Origin of the sequence: Humidisolicoccus flavus (assembly GCF_045689595.1) — a bacterium.
Taxonomy (GTDB): Bacteria; Actinomycetota; Actinomycetes; order Actinomycetales; family Microbacteriaceae; genus Humidisolicoccus; species Humidisolicoccus flavus.
In genome coordinates this window covers 1,858,659-1,877,079 of sequence record NZ_CP142724.1, presented here as the reverse complement: position 1 = coordinate 1,877,079, position 18,421 = coordinate 1,858,659, and the positions used below count along the sequence as shown (strand labels likewise).

The window sequence follows — 18,421 nt, the reverse complement described above, 5'->3', positions numbered from 1 at the left end:
GCATGATGCAGGACGGGCGCGATTGCGTTCGAAATCAGTGCGAAGACCTAGCGCCCCTGTGGACGACGAGCCCGGCGTGAACCGCCTGGCGCTGCACCGGCTCCAGCGGAACGTCCGCCACCGGTGCTGCGCTGCTGAGGGCCAGCGTTGCGAGGTGCTGCCGTGCGAGCGCCGCCGCGCGACTGTCCGCCGGTCGACGCGCCAGTGGTTGCTGCGCGACCTTCGCCGCTCCGACCACCCTGGCTGCGAGCGCCACCTTGGCTGCGTCCGCCACCGGAGCGACCGCGTCCGCCGCCACCGTTGCCGCGAGGCTGACGGGGCTGCGGCTGTGCCACGACGGGAGCTTCAGAGGGTGCAACCCGTGGTGCGACCTGGCCGACGAGGGCCACGATCGGTGCGGCATCCGCGGTCACGGACTGCGGAGTGACCGCAATCTGCGCCTTACGGAGCAGCGCCTGGGTGTCCTTGCGCTGTGCCGGGAGCATGATCGTTGCGACATCGCCTGCGCTGCCGGCGCGAGCCGTGCGGCCCGAGCGGTGCAGGTATGCCTTGTGTTCCATGGGTGGGTCGACGTGCACGACGAGTCCGACGTCATCGACGTGGACTCCACGAGCTGCGACGTCGGTTGCGACGAGCACCTTGACGCTGCCGTCCGAGAACGCAGCGAGGTTCCGGTCGCGAGCGTTCTGCGACAGGTTGCCGTGCAGGTCGACCGCTGGGATTCCCGAGGCGGTGAGCTGCTTTGCGAGCTTCTTCGCCTGGTGCTTCGTGCGGGTGAAGAGGATGCGACGACTCATGCCGGAGGCGAGCGCCTTGATGAGCTCGGTCTTCTCTTCAGCGTGCACCTCGAAGACGTGGTGCGTCATCGCTGCAACCGGTGAGTTCGCTTCGTCAACGGAGTGCAGCACTTCATCGCGGAGGAACTTCTTCACCAGCACGTCAACGCCGTTATCGAGCGTTGCCGAGAACAGCAGGCGCTGTCCGCCGGCCGGAGTCTTCTGCAGGATGCGCGTCACGATCGGCAAGAAGCCGAGGTCGGCCATGTGGTCCGCTTCGTCGAGCACCGTGATCTCGACACGGTCGAGCTTGACGATTCCCTGCTTCATGAGGTCGTCGAGGCGACCTGGGCACGCAACGACGATGTCGACGCCGCGAGCAAATGCTTGCTCCTGTGGGCGCTGCGAGACGCCACCGAAGATCGTGGTGATGCTGAGGCCGGCGGCCTTCGCGAGCGGCTCGATCGATGCGGTGATCTGGGTTGCAAGTTCGCGGGTTGGCGCGAGCACGAGGCCACGTGGTGAACCTGCGCGGCTGCGGCTCGAGTCGCTCAGGCGAGCGACCATCGGAATGGCGAAGGCGAGGGTCTTGCCCGAGCCCGTCTTTCCACGGCCGAGCACATCGCGACCAGCGAGTGTGTCAGGCAGGGTGTCTGCCTGGATCGGGAACGGCGTGTGCCGGTCCATGCCAGCGAGCGCCTGCACGAGTCGCGCAGGAACGCCGAGCTCGGCGAAGGTGAGCGTTGCATCGCTCGTTTGTGATTCAGTCATGAGTGTGTGATGCCTTTCAGGCAAAGAGCCACGTCATCAGGTGGGCACGCACAGTGACACGAGGTCGAACGCTGGCTCGATGAGGCAGCGGGGTGCGAATACAGATGATGACTGCGGCGGTGCGGTCCGAGCGGGGCGATTGCCCTACTCGTTCGCCGCAGCAAGCAGTCCCGGCCACTCAACAGTTGAGAGTATCGGCGGGGAGGGATGCGTTCTACGACGCAGGGAAACGAATGAATCGTTTCGCAAGTAGTTCAACAGTAGCAGTCGGAAGCCATCGAGTACAGCACGCTGCGTTCGCATGCGCCGCTCGGCCCTCCTCGTCAGCGGCACGTCCTACGATGAAGATCACGATCATCCGCTCGATTCCAGGGGGCAGCTCGCATGACGAACGCGAAGCGAGGCGCTGCCGATGATGGCTCGGCGGACGACAACGAGCGCTGGATGGTCATCAACGGTCGACGTTGGCGTCGCACCGACCCCGAGCTCCCCGAAGAGCTTGTGGAGCGCCTGAAGTCGCACCTCGGCAGAGGAAGATCCGGCGTCGGAGTTGCGAAGCGAGCGAACGACGACTCGGCGGTTGCCGCATCGCGGAAGCGAGTGGGGATCGCAAAGCACGGCCTCGGCGAACGAGGTCCGTACTGGTGGGAGGAGCCGGTCGCTGCGCGTATCCAACGAGCGCACGACGCGCTGCAGGAGCTCGATCAGCTCGACGCGCGCACTGACTCGGACGCCGACGCAGACTGACTCGGGCGCCGACGCAGACACCGCCGAGGGCGCCGCCGACGGGTAGCGCCCTGACGTTCAACGAGTCTGCAACACCTGTTCGACCGCGTTCTCGACCGCGGCCTGCACTCCTCGGCGAAGCTCCTCGATCGTTGGTGGTGTCTTCGTCGGATGCGGCCGCGAGATCGATGGCGGCCGTGACGGCGCAGCGCTGTGATCCTTCGGCACATCGGTCTCACTTCCGACGGTCGCCTCACCCGCAGAGCGAATCGCGGGCACGTGAATGAATACTCCAGGCACCGTCGCATCGGCGGCCAGCCACCACGCAACGCGATTACAGACGAATCGCCCTGCGTCGTCGGAGATCTCCGCGTTCACTCCGACCGCGGCGATTGCTCGGACAATCGCTGCACAATCGATCGACGCGGGCAACAACTCTGGCCGCGTGACATCGATCGTGCCCTGCGGCGATTTGCCTGCGTTATCCGGGATGCGCGCATCCTCGGCGTTGTGCGCTGTCGATTCCGGAGTGATCGCAAGCCGACCACCCGCCTCTCCGACAGCGACGACCAGATCAGCGGAATGCTCCGCGACGAGCGCTTCGAGGCTCGGTCCGACCGCATCGAACACGACCGGGAGCCGGGCAACACGCAACTCGGCGTTCGCGAGTTGCCAGGTCGACGGCAACTCGCGAACCGACTCCCAACTCGCGTTCTCCGCGTCCCCGCCGAACGGTTCGAATCCGGTCACGAGCACGGTGAACGCATGCGTCATTCGGCTGCCCTCACTTCGAGCCCGCCGCCTTCGGCAGCAACATCGACCTGCACGGTGTCTCCGTCGTGCACGGAGCCGCCGAGAATCGCACGAGCCAGTCGGTCGTCGATCTCCTTCTGCATGAGCCGCCGGAGTGGGCGAGCCCCGTAGATCGGGTCATAGCCGTTTGTTGCAAGCCAGCGCTTCGCTTCCTCGCTGACGAGAATCTGCAGACGGCGATCGCGCAACCGTTCATCGAGGCCCGCAACCTGGATCTCGACGATTCCCGTGAGTTGCTCGGGCGAGAGCACATCGAAGATCACGATGTCGTCGAGCCGGTTGACGAACTCGGGCTTGAACGCCTGTCGCACCGCTCCCATGACGGCATCGCGCTTCGCCCGCTCCGGCAGCGTCGGATCGGTGAGGAACTGGCTGCCGAGGTTCGAGGTGAGGATCAGGATCGTGTTCCTGAAATCGACCGTTCGTCCTTGACCGTCGGTCAGCCGGCCGTCATCGAGCACCTGGAGCAGCAGGTCGAAGACCTCTGCGTGCGCCTTCTCGACCTCGTCCATCAGCACCACGCTGTATGGGCGTCGCCGCACGGCTTCCGTCAGTTGACCACCCTGCTCGTAGCCGACGTATCCGGGAGGGGCGCCGACGAGCCGCGCGACCGAGTGCTTCTCCCCGTACTCGGACATGTCGATCCGAACGAGCGCGCGCTCGTCGTCGAAGAGCAACTCGGCGAGCGCCTTGGCGAGCTCCGTCTTTCCGACACCGGTCGGTCCGAGGAACAGGAAGGTGCCGGTCGGCTTGTTCGGGTCGCTCACACCTGCTCGCGTTCGACGCACGGCGTCGGCGACCGCGGTCACGGCATCGCTCTGGCCCACCACTCGGTGCGCGAGCCCTGCTTCGAGGTGCAGCAGCTTCTCGGTCTCGGCCTGCATGAGGCGACCGACAGGAATGCCCGTCCACGCCGCAACGACCGAGGCGATCTCGTCTGCCCCGACCTGTTCACTGACCATCAGACCGGTGCGGTCTTCTCCTGCCTCAGCCTCGCGGATGTCTTTCTCCACAATCGGGATCTCGCCGTAGAGCACTCGGCTGGCACGCTCGAGATCGCCGGCGCGCTGTGCCCGCTCCGCGTCGATACGGAGTTGGTCGAGTCGTTCCTTCAAGGCGCCGACACGGTTGAGCGCGGCTCGTTCCCGTTGCCAGCGTGCATCGAGTGCAGAGAGCTCCTGCTGCTTCTCCGCAAGGGTTTCCTCGAGTTGGCGCAAGCGCTGCTTGCTCGCGTCGTCCCGCTCGCGCTTCAAGGCCAACTGCTCGAGCAGCAGCCGGTCCACGCTCCGCCGGAGCTCATCGATGAGCGTCGGCGCCGAGTCGATCTCCATTCGGAGTCGACTCGCGGCCTCGTCGATCAGGTCGATTGCTTTGTCTGGCAATTGTCGACTCGGAATGTACCGGTTCGAAAGCGATGCTGCGGCGATGAGCGCGCTATCGGCGATCGTGACCTTGTGGTGCGCTTCATAGCGCTCCTTCAGTCCTCGAAGAATTGCGACCGTGTCTTCGACGCTCGGTTCGCCAACGTAGACCTGCTGGAACCGCCGCTCCATCGCCGCGTCTTTTTCGATGAACTCGCGATACTCATCGAGCGTCGTGGCTCCGATCAATCGCAGCTCGCCTCGCGCGAGCATCGGCTTCAGCATGTTCGCAGCGCCCTGCGAACCCTCCGCGGCGCCCGCGCCCATGATCATGTGGAGTTCGTCGATGAAGGTGATGATCCTGCCGTCGGCTTCACGGATCTCGGCGAGCACGTTCTTCATGCGTTCCTCGAAGTCACCGCGATACTTACTGCCCGCGACGAGCCCGTTGATGTCCAGCGTCACGATGGACTTGTCTTTGAGGCTCTCCGGCACGTCTCCTGCGACGATTCGCTGGGCGAGCCCTTCGACGACGGCAGTCTTTCCGACGCCCGGCTCCCCGATCAGCACCGGATTGTTCTTCGTGCGTCGCGAGAGCACTTGCGTGATCCGTCGGATCTCCGCATCGCGACCAATCACCGGATCGAGCTTCCCACTGCGTGCGATCGCGGTGAGGTCGGTACCGAACTGTTCCAACGCAGACTTGGTTTCTTCTTGAGGCGGAACTCCGCCACCCATTCGTGCCATGGCATCCCCCTTCAGGTAAAACTCTGCCGCCGGAAGTACCGGCATTCACACGTTTCAAAGTTGAGTGCGTGTGACTCAAGTTTATCTTTTTGGCACAGCGTTGTCGAGTGAATCCGAAGCGGAATCACCGGAGGTCAGCGTCGAATGACGAGGCCACCGTTGAATGGCGAGGTCAGCGTCGAATGACGAGGTCAGCGGGCCGGGTTTGCGATGAAGGGATCTTCGCTGCGTTCCGATGCAGCAGCCTCGTGTTCACCGCTGAGCGACTCGTCGACATCGTCCGCCTGCGGAATATTGAGCGGCTGGTACCCGCGCGCGAACACCCACGAGAAGAGCGCTCCCACGAATCCGCAGGCCAGGACCGCGAGCAGGATCGTCACGAACAGGGTGCTCCACAGCGATCCCAGCGAGGCGAAGGTTCCCGAGAACAGACCGATGAGTCCGCCGAAGAACACAATCGTGGGCCAGCCCGCAAGACCGACGATCGTCGTCGCACCGACCGTGCAGAGATGCGCCCAAAGGATCACGCGGTGCGGCTTGTTGGCGGCATCGTTCATGACGAGTTTCTGCGCCGCCCAGCCACCTGCACCGAGCGTGACGTAGATCAGCGTCAACATGGCGATGAGTCCCCAGGCACGCTCGCCCTGGATCCAGTAGGAGAAGAACTCCGTGAACGATCGTGATTGCAAGGGATCAATCGGTTGCGCAGCATCGGATTCACTCCCGACACCGGGAATCCAGCCGAAGAAGAGGGCGAGCCAGATCGTGCACCAGAAGATGTGTACGGCGAGCGACATGATCGTCTGGCCGAGGAGTCCACTCCAGATGACGCGTCCGCGTTGCTGCTTCGTCAGAGGCTTCTTCTTTAGCGGAGCGCGTGCGTACTGGGATTGCTGCATGTACCCGGCGTATCGCGGGTTGTACGTGGAGCCGGGGTAATTCGAGTACCCCGTGGGGGATGCGACTCCCGGGGAGTTCCAATACTGCTGCGGGGAAAGCGCCTGCCCTGAATACGTGGGGCTTGGCGGCGGGTACTGCGGATACTGCGGATACTGCGGATACTGCATTGGCCCCGCCTGCATTGGCCCCGCCTGCATTGGCCCCGCCTGCATTGGCCCCGCCTGCGTCGGCCCCGCCTGCGTCGGATACTGCTGCGGGTACTGCTGGCCATACGGCCCCGCCATCTGCGAGTACGGGTTCGCGACGTACTGCGAATGCGTCTGTGCCCGCGCTTGTGCTTGGCGGGCGAACTCCGCCTGCAGCGCCTGCTGCGCTTTGCGCTCTCGACGCCGAACTTCGGCAGGAGACTCAGGTATCAGCGCGTCAAGGCGTTCGTCCTCGGCACGAGCGAGCGTGACCTTTTTCACATCAGCCGGGACAGGGGTGTCCTCCCCTGGTGCCGGCGGCGCTCCATCATCACGACTCACAGGAAAACCCTACGCGTTCGATGCTGAAGGCAGCCTCAGAGATTCGCGTCGCCGTTTCCCCGCGATGAGGACGGGGCGGAGTGCGGACGGTTCGAAGCTTGTTCGAACAGGTCGAGGTCGTGCACCCGGGCGGGATTCGTGACCCGGCTGTCGAAGAGCACGAGCGGCGCCGATGGCGTGCGCTCAGCCCCGACCCCCGGCTCAGAAGCTTGCTCTTTCGCCGCGTCGGCGATCGCCACCGAGTCGGCGTGGGAAGCCTCGTCGTCGATCTCGGCCTCCATTTCATTCACCTGGGCGGACGCCGCGCTCTCGTCGCCAGGCTCTGCCGCCGCGCTCTCGGCACCAGGCTCAGCCGCCGCGCTCTCGGCACCGGGCTCCGCGGTCGTCCACGAGGAAAGCGCGAAGACCGTGCCCCATGACACCAGAGCACCGACCACGATCGAGCCGCCGAGCAGGATGCCGAGCAGATACAGGCCGACGTTTGGGGCAATGACTTCGCCACCACGCGCGGCCGCGGCCACTCCGGCGATCCCGCCGACCACGACGACGAGCGAGATCACGACGGCCGCGCTCAGCCACGCTGAAGCAAACGGCCGGGCGGCGCGGGCGATCCGCAACATGAGGGCTTCCAGGAACACCCCGAGGACGATGAACGCGAGGCCCGCCGCTGCGGCCAGCCCGATCGCCACGGTGAACCCGGCGGGTGAGTCCCACCACGCGATGACGCTCGAACCGTTGAAGAAGTCGGCGAGCAGTTGCATCGGTGCACCACCGAGCGAATGCGCGATCCACGCGCAGAGTCCTCCGAACAGCAGAAGAGCGCCCGTGAACCACAGTGGACCGGCAATCGCTCCAGCGATGACCGGCAGCCGAGTCCGCGTGATCGTGGCTCGAGAAGCCGCTTCAGTCTCGACGTTCGTTTCCATACCTTGACGTACCTTCGTGATGACAGTGCCTTCCAGGCGGAACAGAAATTCTAGCGAGATGAACGCGCTGCGGCGCCGCTCTTCGGCGTGACTGCAGCATGAGGGGCGAGCAGCACTGTGCTCACCACCCAGATGATCCCGCCGACGATGATCGAGACGACGAGCCCGACGAGCCCGACGCCGATCACTCCGAGGAGTCCGTTCGTGATCGCCTGCGACACCGTCGTCGTCGCGCTTCCGAAGAGCGCGCCACCGAGACCGACGACGACACCGATCACGATGCTCGAGAAGACGATTCCCATGGAGACTGCGATCAGGGTGACCATGCCGGGGCGTGCGACCTTCTTGCGCAGCACGAGCACGCTGACGAGCAGGCCGGCAATGATCAGCACCGCTCCCGCGATCACGAGACCGAGGGTCACACCGCTGATGCTCACGGAGCTCGCGTTCTGGATCGCCGCCTCAGCAGAGTTCGCAGCGCGGATGCCCCCGACCAGGTTTGCAACGGCGACGATGACGGTACTCAAGACTGTCGTTCCGTACCAGTAGAGCAACGGCAGCACGAGGGTGACGAGGCCGATGTTGATGAGCGGGAGTGCGATCGCACCTGCGACGAGAGCCGTGCGGCGCTGCGAACGCACGGGCCGAGCCGCGGGATCTGCGGCATCAGCGAGCGGTGGGGCCTCAGCCGTCGACGAACGGTGCGAAGGCGCATCCTGTTCAGTCGCTGGAGCGTGTGCGGCATCGTCAGCATGGTGCGAGTACAACTCAGACTCGGTGCGAGCCGCGTATTCGCCAGGGCTTGCAATTGCGGTGAACTCGCCCGTGGCGAGGCTCAACGAGGCCCGCTCAGCGGTCTCCGCTTCGGCCGCGGCATCACGGGAATCACGAGTTGGGTCCGCGTGGTGGGCGGGGGTGTCGGGCGTATTCGTCCGCGGAACACCGGATGCTGACTCGTCGGACAGCGGATCGTGACGGGGGTTCTGCGGATCGCTCATACACGCCATTATCGGGCACTCCCGGAGTTCCGTGGCTCTTTTTCTTGGCGCGATCGATGCGCGATCTTTGCGCAGGGCTCAGTCCGGCGGAACGCGCAGCCGGAACGAGCGACACGAAGGAGCGTGCGCTCAGTCGTGCTTTGGTCGCCAGACGACGATCTGGCCTGGGCGCTGGGGCCGCGCACCGTGACGGAGCGTCTGCACTCCCTCGCTCCCGGCGGCGAAGATTCTCCGGCCCTCACGTCGGACGATCTCATCGGCGAGTGCAGATTCGAGCTCTCGCACACGGATCTGGAGCGCACGATTCTCGTTCTCGAGCTCGACGATACGTCGAATCCCCTCGAGGTTGACGCCCTCTGCGCTCAGTCGCTGCACCTCTCGGAGCTGCGCGACGTCTCGCATCGAGTATCGGCGCGTGTTTCCCGCGGTCCGGGTCGGGACGACGAGCCCGAGGCGGTCATACTGCCGCAACGTTTGCGGGTGCAGGGCTGCGAGTTCCGCCGCTGCCGCGATTGCGAACAGCGGCGTCAACTCGTCAAATTGATCGTGGCTCATCATTGCTTCGCCTGTGCGATCAACGCTTCACGAGGGTTCTCGCTCGGCATTGCCTGCTGGAATTGTTCGAGTGCTTCTTTTGCGGCGTTCGGCAGATGCGTCGGCACGGCGATCTGCACAGTGGCGAGCAGGTCTCCCGTCGCCCGTGCAGCGTGAACGCCCTTGCCTTTGACTCGCAAAACCCGACCGTTCGGGGTTCCCGGAGCGACTTTCAAGCGGACGGTGCCGCCCTCGAGCGTGGGAACCTCGATCGTCGCGCCGAGCGCTGCCTCAGCAAAGGTGACCGGAACGTTGACGCGGAGGTTCTCGCCCTCCATCGTGAACACCGGGTGCGCACCGACCTTGACGCTGAGAATCAGGTCGCCTGATTCGCCACCGTCCGGGCTCGGCTCGCCTTTGCCCCGCAACTTGATCTTCTGCCCGTCGCGAACTCCCGGCGGGACTTTGACGTTCATGGAACGTCCGCCGACCGTGAGCTTCAAGGTGTCGCCCTGCACTGCGGTCCGGAAATCGAGCGTCGCGTGCGCCTGGACGTCGCGCCCTCGCTGCGGGCCGCCGAAGCCGCGGAATCCGCCGCTCGTCTGCCCGAAGCCGCCACCACCGAACATGCCTCCCAGGAGGTCCTCGAAGTCGGGCGAGCCATACTGCTGCTGCCGCGCCCCGGCACCGCCGCCGAAGCCGCCGAAGACGTCTTCGAAGCCGCCCGCGCCACCCGGAGCGAAGCGCGGTCGGCCACCGGCCATCGCGCGCACCGCGTCGTATTCTTTGCGCTGCTTCGGGTCGCCGAGCACAGAGTGCGCTTCGCTGATTTCTTTGAAGCGAGCCTCCGCCTTGGCGTCCCCAGCATTCGAATCGGGGTGGTACTGCCGCGCGAGCTTGCGATATGTCTTCTTCAGTTCTGCTTCGGACACATCTTTCTGCACGCCGAGCACCGCATAGAAGTCCTTATCGAGCCAGTCGTTACTCGCCATAAGGTTCTCCTCTCATGCTGATGCCGGCTTAGTCGGCAGGAACAAAGACAGCGACCTTCGCCGCGCGCACGAGTCGGTCACCAAGACGGTAACCGCCGAGCACGACGTCGGCAATGGTCATTTCTTGTACTTCTGGGTTCGGCAGCTGCGCGATTGCTTCGTGTTCGCTCGGGTCGAAGCGATCTCCGACTTCGCCGACACGAGAGAGTCCGAGCGACTCCATGCCCGCGACCAGTTTCTGCGCCACGAGCGCGAGCGGACCTTCTTCGAGGTCGCCGTGCTTGCGTGCGAGATCAAGGTCATCGAGCGCTGGAAGCAGCGTCTGGATCGTCTTGGCAATCGTCGCTTCACGATCGGATGCGCGCTCGCGCTCGATCCGGCGACGGTAGTTGACGTATTCGGCCTGCAGTCGCTGCAGCTCTTCTGTGCTCGCGTTGACTCGAGCCTCTGCTTCGAGCAGGGCGCGGTCAGTCTCAGAGAGCGACTCGTCGAACCCTGTTTCTGCGTCGCCTACCTGTTCGTCGGTTTCGTCAGCGCCGTTCGAGGTTTCCTCGCCTGCGCCCTCAGGGTGCTGCTCGGCAGCACCCTCGGTCGCATCTTCGGCTCCGTTGCCGGTGAGGCCGGAGTCCGCAGATTCTGCTGACTCACGTGCCTCACCGGTTTCCGGATCGATCCGACGACGGTCGCGCACGACCGGCTGCTCGCGCTCTTCGGAGGATTCCTCGTTCGTGTGCTCTGGCTGCTCGTGCTCGTTCGTCATGATTACTTCTTTTCGTCCTCGTCATCGACTACCTCTGCATCGACGATGTCGTCGTCTGCGTTGGCCTGTGCTGGCTCTTCAGCGCCGGGAGCAGCGTCGCCTTCTGGCTGCGCTTCCTGCGACTGTGCGTACAGCGCTTCGCCGAGTTTCTGCTGGCTCGCGCCGAGCTTCTCGACCGCTGTCTTCACTGCCTCGTCGTCGTCACCGGCGAGCGCTGACTTCAACGCGTCGACGTCGGCCTGGACCTCGGTCTTCACGTCTTCTGGAAGCTGCTCTGCGTTGTCGGTGAGGATCTTCTCAACGCTGTAGACGAGCTGTTCGCCACTGTTGCGCGACTCCGCTGCCTCACGGCGACGTGCGTCTTCCGCCGAGTTCTCTTCGGCTTCGCGAACCATGCGCTCGATGTCGTCCTTCGAGAGGCTCGATCCACCCGTGATCGTCATCGACTGCTCCTTGCCAGTGCCCTTGTCCTTTGCGGACACGTGCACGATGCCGTTCGCGTCGATGTCGAAGGTGACCTCGACCTGTGGAACTCCGCGTGGAGCTGGTGCGATGCCGGTGAGCTCGAAGGTTCCGAGCGCCTTGTTGTCGCGGGTGAAGTCGCGCTCGCCCTGGAAGACCTGGATGGCAACCGATGGCTGGTTGTCTTCCGCGGTCGTGAAGGTTTCGCTGCGCTTGGTCGGGATCGCGGTGTTGCGCTCGATGAGCTTCGTCATCATGCCGCCCTTGGTCTCGATACCGAGCGAGAGTGGCGTGACGTCGATGAGGAGGACGTCCTTGCGCTCTCCACGGAGCACGCCGGCCTGCAGCGCTGCACCGACTGCGACGACCTCGTCCGGGTTGACCGTCTTGTTCGGCTCCTTGCCACCGGTGAGCTGCTTGACGAGCTCGGTGACCGCCGGCATACGGGTCGATCCACCGACGAGCACGACGTGTGCAATGTCGTTGACGCTGACGCCTGCTTCAGCGATGACATCGTTGAACGGCTTCTTCGTGCGCTCGAGCAGGTCGCTCGTCATCTGCTCGAACTGTGCACGGGTGAGCGTGACGTCGAGGTTTGCCGGGCCGTCGCTCGTGAGCGAGAGGTACGGCAGCTGGATGCTCGTCGAGGTCGAGGAGGAGAGTTCCTTCTTCGCCTGCTCTGCGGCTTCCTTGAGGCGCTGCTTCGCGATCTTGTCGTTCGAGACGTCGACACCGGTCGACTCCTTGAACTTCTTGATCAGGTGCTCGACGACCCGAGCGTCCCAGTCGTCTCCACCGAGGCGGTTGTCACCACTCGTTGCGCGAACCTGGATGGTCGAGAAGTCGTCGTCTTTTCCGACTTCGAGCAGCGAAACGTCGAACGTTCCACCACCGAGGTCGAACACGAGGATCAGTTCGTCTTCTTTGCCCTTGTCGAGACCGTACGCGAGCGCTGCTGCGGTCGGCTCGTTGACAATGCGGAGCACGTTGAGGCCGGAGATTTCGCCGGCTTCCTTCGTTGCCTGGCGCTCGGCGTCGTTGAAGTACGCAGGAACGGTGATGACCGCGTCGGTGACTTTCTCACCGAGGTAGGTCTCAGCGTCGCGCTTGAGCTTGCCGAGGATACGCGCGGAGATCTCCTGCGCGGTGAACTTCTTGTCATCGATCGAGGTGGTCCAGTCGGTTCCGACGTGGCGCTTCACCGATGCGATGGTGCGGTCGACGTTCGTGACAGCCTGGCGCTTCGCCGGCTCACCGACGAGGGTTTCGCCGTCTTTTGCGAATGCGACGACCGATGGGGTCGTGCGGAAGCCTTCAGCGTTTGCGATGACAGTGGGTTCGCCACCGTCGAGGAACGCGACGACCGAGTTTGTTGTTCCGAGGTCAATGCCGACTGCTCGTGACATGGTGTCTCCTTTGTGTTCTGATGCGAGGCCCTCTGGATTCGAATACGAACCCGAGCCTCGGCGCGGAATCTCTGATTCCGGCGGGAAAGCCTGCCGCGGATCTTCGGCAGATTCTCCCCGGAACCTGTTCGGCTTGTGCTCACGGTCGCCCCGCTGCTGAACGCATTCAGTCGAGGGCCGCTCGCTCACACATTGAGCCGTACAGACTCAAGTTTCAACCATGAGTCGACTGCTGTCAAGTTTGAAAGGCTATGAATACGTCGAGCCGAGAGCACTGCCGACACCGAATGAACAACAGGCAACACCTCAGCCACGATCCATGAAAACCGCACAGCATCCGCAAAACACCGGGGTACGCTGTGCGAGTGACTGCAACGGTGGATGGAACCCAGATCTCGGCTCGCGAACTCAAGCGACGCTCTATTGCATGGGCCTTCTGGGACTGGGGAAGCGCCTCCTTCAACGCCGTCGTCACGACGTTCGTCTTCAGCCGCTACATCGCGAGCGACTACTTCGTCGATCCAGCGATCGTGGCCGCCGCAAACGGTGACGACCAGTATCAGCCGCTCGTGAAAGCACTCGCCGACAACTCTGCCGTCGTCGGCACCGCCCTTGCGATCGCCGGAGTCGCGGTTGCGGCGATCGCGCCCGTGCTCGGCCAACGATCCGACGGTCGCGGAAAGCGAAAGTTCTGGATGGCCGTCAACACCGGCATCACGATCCTCGCAATGCTCGGCATGTTCTTTGTGACCCCGGTCCCCGAGTACATCTGGCTCGGCGCGATCCTGCTCGCAGCCGGCAACATCTTCTTCGAGATCGCGTCCGTCAACTACAACGCGATGATCACGCAGGTTTCGACACCCGCGACGATGGGCCGCATCTCCGGCTTCGGATGGGGCATGGGCTACGTCGGTGGCATCGTCCTGCTCGCCCTTTTGCTCGTGCTCTTCATCTTCGACTTCGGCACCGGGGGCGGCGGAATCCTGGCGATCCCCAACGGAATCGAAGGCGGTGCACTCGATGTCCGCCTCGCGATCGTGGCGAGCGCAGCCTGGTTCTTCGTCTTCTCGATCCCAGTGCTCCTGAAGGTGCCGGAACTACCGGCCGATCCCGACCGCAAACAGGTCAGCATCCTCGATTCGTACCGTCAGTTGTTCTCGACGATCAAGGTCATCGCAACAAGCCGCAAGAACGTGCTGATGTTCCTCATTGCGAGCGCAGTGTTCCGCGACGGCCTCTCCGGAGTCTTCACATTCGGTGCGATCATCGCCTCGGTGGTGTTCGGCTTCTCGACCACAGAGGTGCTGCTCTTCGCAATCGCAGCCAACGTCACCGCAGGAATCGGCACGTTCGTCGGCGGATGGGTCGACGACCGATTCGGACCCAAACTCGTGATCCTGACCTCGCTCGCGATCATGATCGCCTCTGCGGCCGTCATGTACTTCGTCGACTCGAAAGAAGCATTCTGGGTCGTCGGCCTCGCGCTCACGATCTTCGTCGGCCCCGTGCAGTCGTCAGCTCGCGCCTTCATGGCACGCATCACGCCGATCGGCCGTGAGGGCGAAATGTTCGGTCTCTACGCCACCTCGGGTCGCGCAGTGGGCTTCTTGACCGCAGGTCTCTTCGCGGTATTCGTCGCCGTCGGTGGGGACACTCGCTACGGCATTATCGCCATCGCACTCGTCCTGATCGCGGGAATCGCACTCATGATCCCCGTGAAGACCGAGGGCCACGCCAAACTCAACGCCTAAGCGCTCAGCCCTCAGCCCTCAGCCCTCAGCGCAGAAGCGCGATTACTGCACGCGCGTGCGGTGGAAGTTCGCGAACGACTTGCTCGCCGTCGGACCACGCTGGCCCTGGTATCTCGACAGGTTCGATGCGGTGCCGTAAGGATTCTCGGCCGGGCTCGACAACTGGAAGTAGCAAACCTGCCCGATCTTCATTCCCGGCCACAACTTGATCGGCAGGGTCGAGACGTTCGAGAGCTCGAGCGTGACGTGCCCTGAGAACCCTGGGTCGATAAAACCTGCCGTGGAATGCGTGAGCAGGCCGAGACGACCGAGGCTCGATTTTCCTTCGAGCCGTGCAGCAACATCGTCAGGCAGCGTCACGACCTCGTAGGTCGCGCCGAGCACGAACTCGCCCGGATGCAGGATGAACGCTTCATCGGGCTCGGTCTCCACGAGCCGCGTGAGCTCAGGCTGCTCCTCTGCCGGATCGATGAAGGGGTACTTGTGGTTGTCGAACAAACGAAAACTGCGGTCGAGTCGAACGTCAACGCTCGAGGGTTGCACCATCGAGAGGTCGAGCGGATCGAGGCCGAGCTGGCCGGATTCGAGGCGGGCACGGATGTCACGGTCACTGAGCAGCACGAAAGCAGTGTATCGACGCTCAGTTCCCCAGCGCAGCCGCACGACCGCGCGCGCTCCAGATCATTGACGGTCTCCGGGCACCGTGCCAGCATTGCAAACACGCGATGCCGCATCCTTGGAGGTTTCCGGTGCCACAGAATTCTGATCCCCTGCACTCCTCGTTCAGCCGCGACGAGACGCACTCCTCGCCGCAGCACGATTTCACGAGGCCGTTTCTGCGCGTTCCGCCCGAGACGATCAAGAAGGCCTGGAAAGCAGAGGCGGACGCGCGCGCTGCCGGTGATGAGTCGCACGACGACAACGGGCACGGCACCCACGGCGAGAACGGAGCGAACGGCCGGGGCGGGAAGCCGAACCCTCCGACGAAACTACTCTCCACCTCTCGCCAGCGACCCCGTCGTTCCGGTCACCGCTGATCACTCGGCATGCAGGTCACGGCAGCACTGCTCGCCCTCGATGAGACACTCTTCGATCATGAGGGAGCAAGCGCCGAGGCGGTGAGAGCTTGGCTCGCGGGCCGCGGCATCACTCCGACGACAGAGATTCCGGACGCCTGGTTCGCGAGCGAGGGCGCACGAGCTGTCGGCCATCCCGCGCTCTCCGTCAACCGCCGAGGACACCCGATCAGCGATCCACACACGGTCTCTGATCTCCGCACGCTCATCACCGACCTTGGAGGGTTCTCATGAGTCTCATGCACAGCGAAGACACCGCAACACACTGGTACGGGCAGGAGGGCGCACCCGTCGTGGTGCTCGTGCACGATTGGTACGGAAGGCTCCCATACCTCGCCGACATTGCGGGCGACCTGGCGATCGCCGGCTTCCGCGTCGCGGTCCCCGACCTCTATCTCGGTGCGCAGACCGATGACGACGAGAATGCCGAACGGCTCGCGGGCGAATGCACGAGCGACCTCGAAGCACGCTCACAACTCATCACCGATGCGCTCGGAGAAGCCCGAGCACTCGGGAGCACCAGCGCCGGACTTGTCGGATTCTCGCTCGGGTCGATGTCCGTGCTACACCACGCAGCGACCGGTTCGATCGATGCCGCCGTCTCGTATTACGGTGCGGTCCCGCCAGAAGAGGGCTGGATCGTGCGCACGCCCTTGCTGTTCCACGCACCGGTCGAAGACGAATTCGGCGACACCGAAGTCGCCGAGGAGTACGTCGCGCATTTGGAGCGCGAAGGGCAATCGAACGCGAGCCTCACGCTCTACAACGACACCGTTCACGGTTTCGCGAACGCCTCGATCGAGCGCCGTTTCAATGCAACAGCGGCGAGCGAAGCGTTCGCGAAGACTCGAGCCTTCTTGCTCGAGCACTTGAACAGCGAAGACGCGACTACCAGATCGTGACGCGAGCCTCCGGCGCGAGATACAGGCCGTCGTCCTCCTGCACGTCGAACGCAACGTAGAACTCGTCGAGGTTGCGGACGATCTGGTTTGTGCGGTGCTCGTTCGGCGAGTGCGGGTCGATCGACACCAGACGGATCGCCTCTTCCGGGCGGATCTTCAACTGCCAGGCCTGCGCCCATGCGTAGAAGAAACGCTGCGCGCCCGTCAAGCCGTCGACGACCGGCGGCTCTTCACCCTCAAGCGAAAGCAAGTATGCCTTCCACGCGATTCCGAGACCACCGAGGTCACCGATGTTCTCGCCAATGGTGAGCGCACCGTTGACCTTGTGATCGGGAGCCTCGCTCGGAGCGAGCGCGTCGAACTGCGCGATCAGCGAGCTCGTGCGCTCTTCGAAGCGCGCTCGGTCCTCGTCCGTCCACCAGTCCTCGAGCAGACCGTCACCGTTGTACCGCGAGCCCTGGTCGTCGAATCCGTGGCCGATCTCATGGCCGATCACAGCACCGATAGCCCCGAAGTTTGCTGCCGCATCACGATTCGAATCGAAGAACGGGTACTGCAGGATCGCTGCCGGGAACACGATCTCGTTGAAGCCCGGGTTGTAATAGGCGTTCACGGTCTGCGGGCTCATGAACCACTCGTCGCGATCGATCGGTGCACCGATCTTGTTGATCTCGCGATTGTGCTCGAACACGTTCGAGGCGCGAACGTTGCCAACGAGGTCGTCGCTGATCTCCAGCGCCTCGTAGCTGCGCCACTTCACGGGGTAGCCGACCTTCGGCGTGAACTTCTCGAGCTTCTGGATCGCGTTCGCGCGCGTGCCTTCGCTCATCCAGTCGAGCTTGGTGATGCTCTGACGGTAAGCCTCGACGAGCCACTCGACGAGCTTGTCCATCTTGGCCTTCGAGCTTTCATCGAAGGCACGAGCGACATACTCGCGGCCCACGATGTCGCCGAGAACGCCCTCGACGAGCGCAATGCCTCGACGCCAACGGTCACGCTGCTTTGTCGCGCCGGTCAATGCGGTCCCGACGAAGTCGAAATTGTCGCGTGAGATCTGCTCGCTCAAGTACGGAGCGAAGGAGCGAAGCACGGTGACGCGCAACCACAGTTTCCAGTCCGCAAGGCGTTCCTCATTGAGCAGTTCGAGGAGTTCTGCGATGAAGCTCGGCTGACGAACGACTACTTCTTCGAAGGCTTTTTCGCTCGCGAGCGACAGAGCCCACGGCTTCAGTGCATGCAGATCGTCGTGCAGGCGGCGCAGGTTGTACGTCAGTTTGGAGTCGCGACTGTCGACCGAGTTCCAGTGGTGCGCAGCCAACTCGCGTTCGAGTTCGAACACCTGGTCGGCGTCGGTCTGCGCGTCGTCGCTGCCGAGGTGACCGAACATGGTTGCGAGGTACTCGCGGTAGGTGTCGCGCAGTTCAGCGAACGAATCTTCGCGATAGTACGACTCATCGGGGAGGCCGATCCCCGCCTGTTCGAGACCGATGATGTATCGCTCTGGATTTCCAGGGTCGTTGTCGACGTACGCCTGCAGAAAGCCTCCGACGCCTTCGCGCTCGAGCGAACCGAGCGTCGTCAAGAACTCTGTGACGTTCGAGATCGCATCGACGCGATCCAGCAGATCGCGAATCGGCTCGATGCCTGCCGCGTTCGCGCGATCGGTGTCCATGAAGCTCGCGTAGAGCGTTGCAATCTTCTGCATCGCCTCGGAGCTGCCGGCCTCTCCGGCTTCCGTGATGATCTGCTGCACTTCAATTTCTGCCTGCTCGACGAGCTGCACGAAGGAGCCGTATCGCGCACGATCTGCGGGGATCTTGGTGCGATCGAGCCAGCGACTGTGCACGTGCCGGAAGAGGTCGTCTGCCGGACGAATATTCGGCTCGAACTCCTCGAGTGGCAAACCTGATTCGTTCTGCGGGATCTCGATCTTTGCTGCTTCTTTGGGCGCCATGCCCTCATCCTATGAGCGAGGGAAGCGCATTCACGTGGA

17 protein-coding genes are annotated in these 18,421 nt (G+C 63.7%); 5 read left to right on the top strand and 12 right to left on the bottom strand.

What is annotated here, in order from left to right; translation table 11 throughout:
* Positions 1–47 precede the first annotated feature (47 nt).
* Positions 48–1,547, bottom strand: a complete 1,500-nt coding sequence (locus U2H20_RS09030) for a DEAD/DEAH box helicase (RefSeq protein ID WP_430591957.1) — start codon at positions 1,545–1,547, stop codon at positions 48–50.
* Between the two features lie 384 nt (positions 1,548–1,931).
* Here U2H20_RS09030 and U2H20_RS09025 point away from each other — a divergent pair, with 384 nt between their 5' ends.
* A complete protein-coding gene (locus U2H20_RS09025) occupies positions 1,932–2,294 on the top strand; it encodes a biopolymer transporter Tol (RefSeq protein WP_430591956.1) in 363 nt (120 codons plus the stop codon).
* A 57-nt stretch (positions 2,295–2,351) separates the two neighbouring features.
* On the opposite strand, the gene U2H20_RS09020 is transcribed toward U2H20_RS09025, so the two are convergent.
* The 9 genes from U2H20_RS09020 to dnaK form a co-directional block, all read right to left on the bottom strand.
* A complete protein-coding gene (locus U2H20_RS09020) occupies positions 2,352–3,047 on the bottom strand; it encodes a pyroglutamyl-peptidase I (RefSeq protein ID WP_430591955.1) in 696 nt (231 codons plus the stop codon).
* Positions 3,044–5,194, bottom strand: a complete 2,151-nt coding sequence (locus U2H20_RS09015; RefSeq protein ID WP_430591954.1) for an ATP-dependent Clp protease ATP-binding subunit — start codon at positions 5,192–5,194, stop codon at positions 3,044–3,046. Before U2H20_RS09015 ends, U2H20_RS09020 begins: the two co-directional genes overlap by 4 nt.
* Positions 5,195–5,385: 191 nt before the next feature.
* On the bottom strand, positions 5,386–6,621 hold the full coding sequence (locus U2H20_RS09010; protein ID WP_430591953.1) for a hypothetical protein: 1,236 nt from the start codon (positions 6,619–6,621) through the stop codon (positions 5,386–5,388).
* Positions 6,622–6,656: 35 nt separating this feature from the next.
* Entirely contained in the window at positions 6,657–7,547 is an 891-nt protein-coding gene (locus U2H20_RS09005) for a hypothetical protein (protein WP_430591952.1), read from the bottom strand.
* Positions 7,548–7,597: 50 nt separating this feature from the next.
* Positions 7,598–8,545, bottom strand: a complete 948-nt coding sequence (locus U2H20_RS09000) for a hypothetical protein (RefSeq protein WP_430591951.1) — start codon at positions 8,543–8,545, stop codon at positions 7,598–7,600.
* Between the two features lie 129 nt (positions 8,546–8,674).
* Positions 8,675–9,103, bottom strand: a complete 429-nt coding sequence (locus U2H20_RS08995; protein ID WP_430591950.1) for a heat shock protein transcriptional repressor HspR — start codon at positions 9,101–9,103, stop codon at positions 8,675–8,677.
* The gene (locus tag U2H20_RS08990; protein WP_430591949.1) at positions 9,100–10,071 is read right to left on the bottom strand and encodes a DnaJ C-terminal domain-containing protein; all 972 of its coding nucleotides are present in this window, start codon (positions 10,069–10,071) and stop codon (positions 9,100–9,102) included. Before U2H20_RS08990 ends, U2H20_RS08995 begins: the two co-directional genes overlap by 4 nt.
* A 28-nt stretch (positions 10,072–10,099) precedes the next feature.
* Positions 10,100–10,831 carry a nucleotide exchange factor GrpE gene (locus U2H20_RS08985; protein ID WP_430591948.1) on the bottom strand — a complete coding sequence of 244 codons (732 nt, stop codon included), beginning with the start codon at positions 10,829–10,831 and terminating at the stop codon, positions 10,100–10,102.
* A 2-nt stretch (positions 10,832–10,833) separates the two neighbouring features.
* Positions 10,834–12,699: a molecular chaperone DnaK gene (dnaK, locus tag U2H20_RS08980; protein ID WP_430591947.1), complete on the bottom strand. Its 1,866-nt coding sequence runs from the start codon at positions 12,697–12,699 to the stop codon at positions 10,834–10,836.
* 365 nt (positions 12,700–13,064) lie between these two features.
* Between dnaK and U2H20_RS08975 the strand changes: the two genes are divergently transcribed.
* A complete protein-coding gene (locus U2H20_RS08975; protein WP_430591946.1) occupies positions 13,065–14,450 on the top strand; it encodes an MFS transporter in 1,386 nt (461 codons plus the stop codon).
* A 42-nt stretch (positions 14,451–14,492) separates the two neighbouring features.
* Here U2H20_RS08975 and dcd read toward each other — a convergent pair whose 3' ends face one another.
* Positions 14,493–15,071 (bottom strand): dCTP deaminase, encoded by a 579-nt coding sequence (gene dcd, locus U2H20_RS08970; RefSeq protein ID WP_430591945.1) that lies wholly within the window; start codon positions 15,069–15,071, stop codon positions 14,493–14,495.
* A gap of 128 nt (positions 15,072–15,199) precedes the next feature.
* Here dcd and U2H20_RS08965 point away from each other — a divergent pair, with 128 nt between their 5' ends.
* The 3 genes from U2H20_RS08965 to U2H20_RS08955 are packed head-to-tail and all read left to right on the top strand — an operon-like array spanning position 15,200 to position 16,428.
* Positions 15,200–15,487, top strand: coding sequence for a hypothetical protein (locus U2H20_RS08965; protein WP_430591944.1), 288 nt, complete (start codon positions 15,200–15,202; stop codon positions 15,485–15,487).
* A gap of 9 nt (positions 15,488–15,496) precedes the next feature.
* Positions 15,497–15,760: a hypothetical protein gene (locus tag U2H20_RS08960; protein ID WP_430591943.1), complete on the top strand. Its 264-nt coding sequence runs from the start codon at positions 15,497–15,499 to the stop codon at positions 15,758–15,760.
* Positions 15,757–16,428 (top strand): dienelactone hydrolase family protein, encoded by a 672-nt coding sequence (locus U2H20_RS08955; protein WP_430591942.1) that lies wholly within the window; start codon positions 15,757–15,759, stop codon positions 16,426–16,428. The genes U2H20_RS08960 and U2H20_RS08955 overlap by 4 nt, the downstream gene beginning before the upstream one ends.
* On the opposite strand, the gene U2H20_RS08950 is transcribed toward U2H20_RS08955, so the two are convergent.
* Complete coding sequence (locus U2H20_RS08950; protein ID WP_430591941.1) at positions 16,415–18,382, bottom strand: M13 family metallopeptidase; 1,968 nt, start codon at positions 18,380–18,382, stop codon at positions 16,415–16,417. The genes U2H20_RS08955 and U2H20_RS08950 overlap by 14 nt on opposite strands.
* Positions 18,383–18,421 lie beyond the last annotated feature (39 nt).

Excerpts from the sequence above, each read along its gene's own strand:
- U2H20_RS08995 (WP_430591950.1), bottom strand. The coding sequence starts at position 9,103 with ATGATGAGCCACGATCAATTTGACGAGTTGACGCCGCTGTTCGCAATC.
- U2H20_RS09030 (WP_430591957.1), bottom strand. The coding sequence starts at position 1,547 with ATGACTGAATCACAAACGAGCGATGCAACGCTCACCTTCGCCGAGCTC.
- U2H20_RS08985 (WP_430591948.1), bottom strand. The coding sequence starts at position 10,831 with ATGACGAACGAGCACGAGCAGCCAGAGCACACGAACGAGGAATCCTCC.
- U2H20_RS09025 (WP_430591956.1), top strand. The coding sequence starts at position 1,932 with ATGACGAACGCGAAGCGAGGCGCTGCCGATGATGGCTCGGCGGACGAC.
- U2H20_RS09005 (WP_430591952.1), bottom strand. The coding sequence starts at position 7,547 with ATGGAAACGAACGTCGAGACTGAAGCGGCTTCTCGAGCCACGATCACG.
- U2H20_RS08950 (WP_430591941.1), bottom strand. The coding sequence starts at position 18,382 with ATGGCGCCCAAAGAAGCAGCAAAGATCGAGATCCCGCAGAACGAATCA.
- U2H20_RS08990 (WP_430591949.1), bottom strand. The coding sequence starts at position 10,071 with ATGGCGAGTAACGACTGGCTCGATAAGGACTTCTATGCGGTGCTCGGC.
- U2H20_RS08960 (WP_430591943.1), top strand. The coding sequence starts at position 15,497 with ATGCAGGTCACGGCAGCACTGCTCGCCCTCGATGAGACACTCTTCGAT.
- U2H20_RS08955 (WP_430591942.1), top strand. The coding sequence starts at position 15,757 with ATGAGTCTCATGCACAGCGAAGACACCGCAACACACTGGTACGGGCAG.
- dnaK (WP_430591947.1), bottom strand. The coding sequence starts at position 12,699 with ATGTCACGAGCAGTCGGCATTGACCTCGGAACAACAAACTCGGTCGTC.
- U2H20_RS09000 (WP_430591951.1), bottom strand. The coding sequence starts at position 8,545 with ATGAGCGATCCGCAGAACCCCCGTCACGATCCGCTGTCCGACGAGTCA.
- U2H20_RS09020 (WP_430591955.1), bottom strand. The coding sequence starts at position 3,047 with ATGACGCATGCGTTCACCGTGCTCGTGACCGGATTCGAACCGTTCGGC.
- U2H20_RS09015 (WP_430591954.1), bottom strand. The coding sequence starts at position 5,194 with ATGGCACGAATGGGTGGCGGAGTTCCGCCTCAAGAAGAAACCAAGTCT.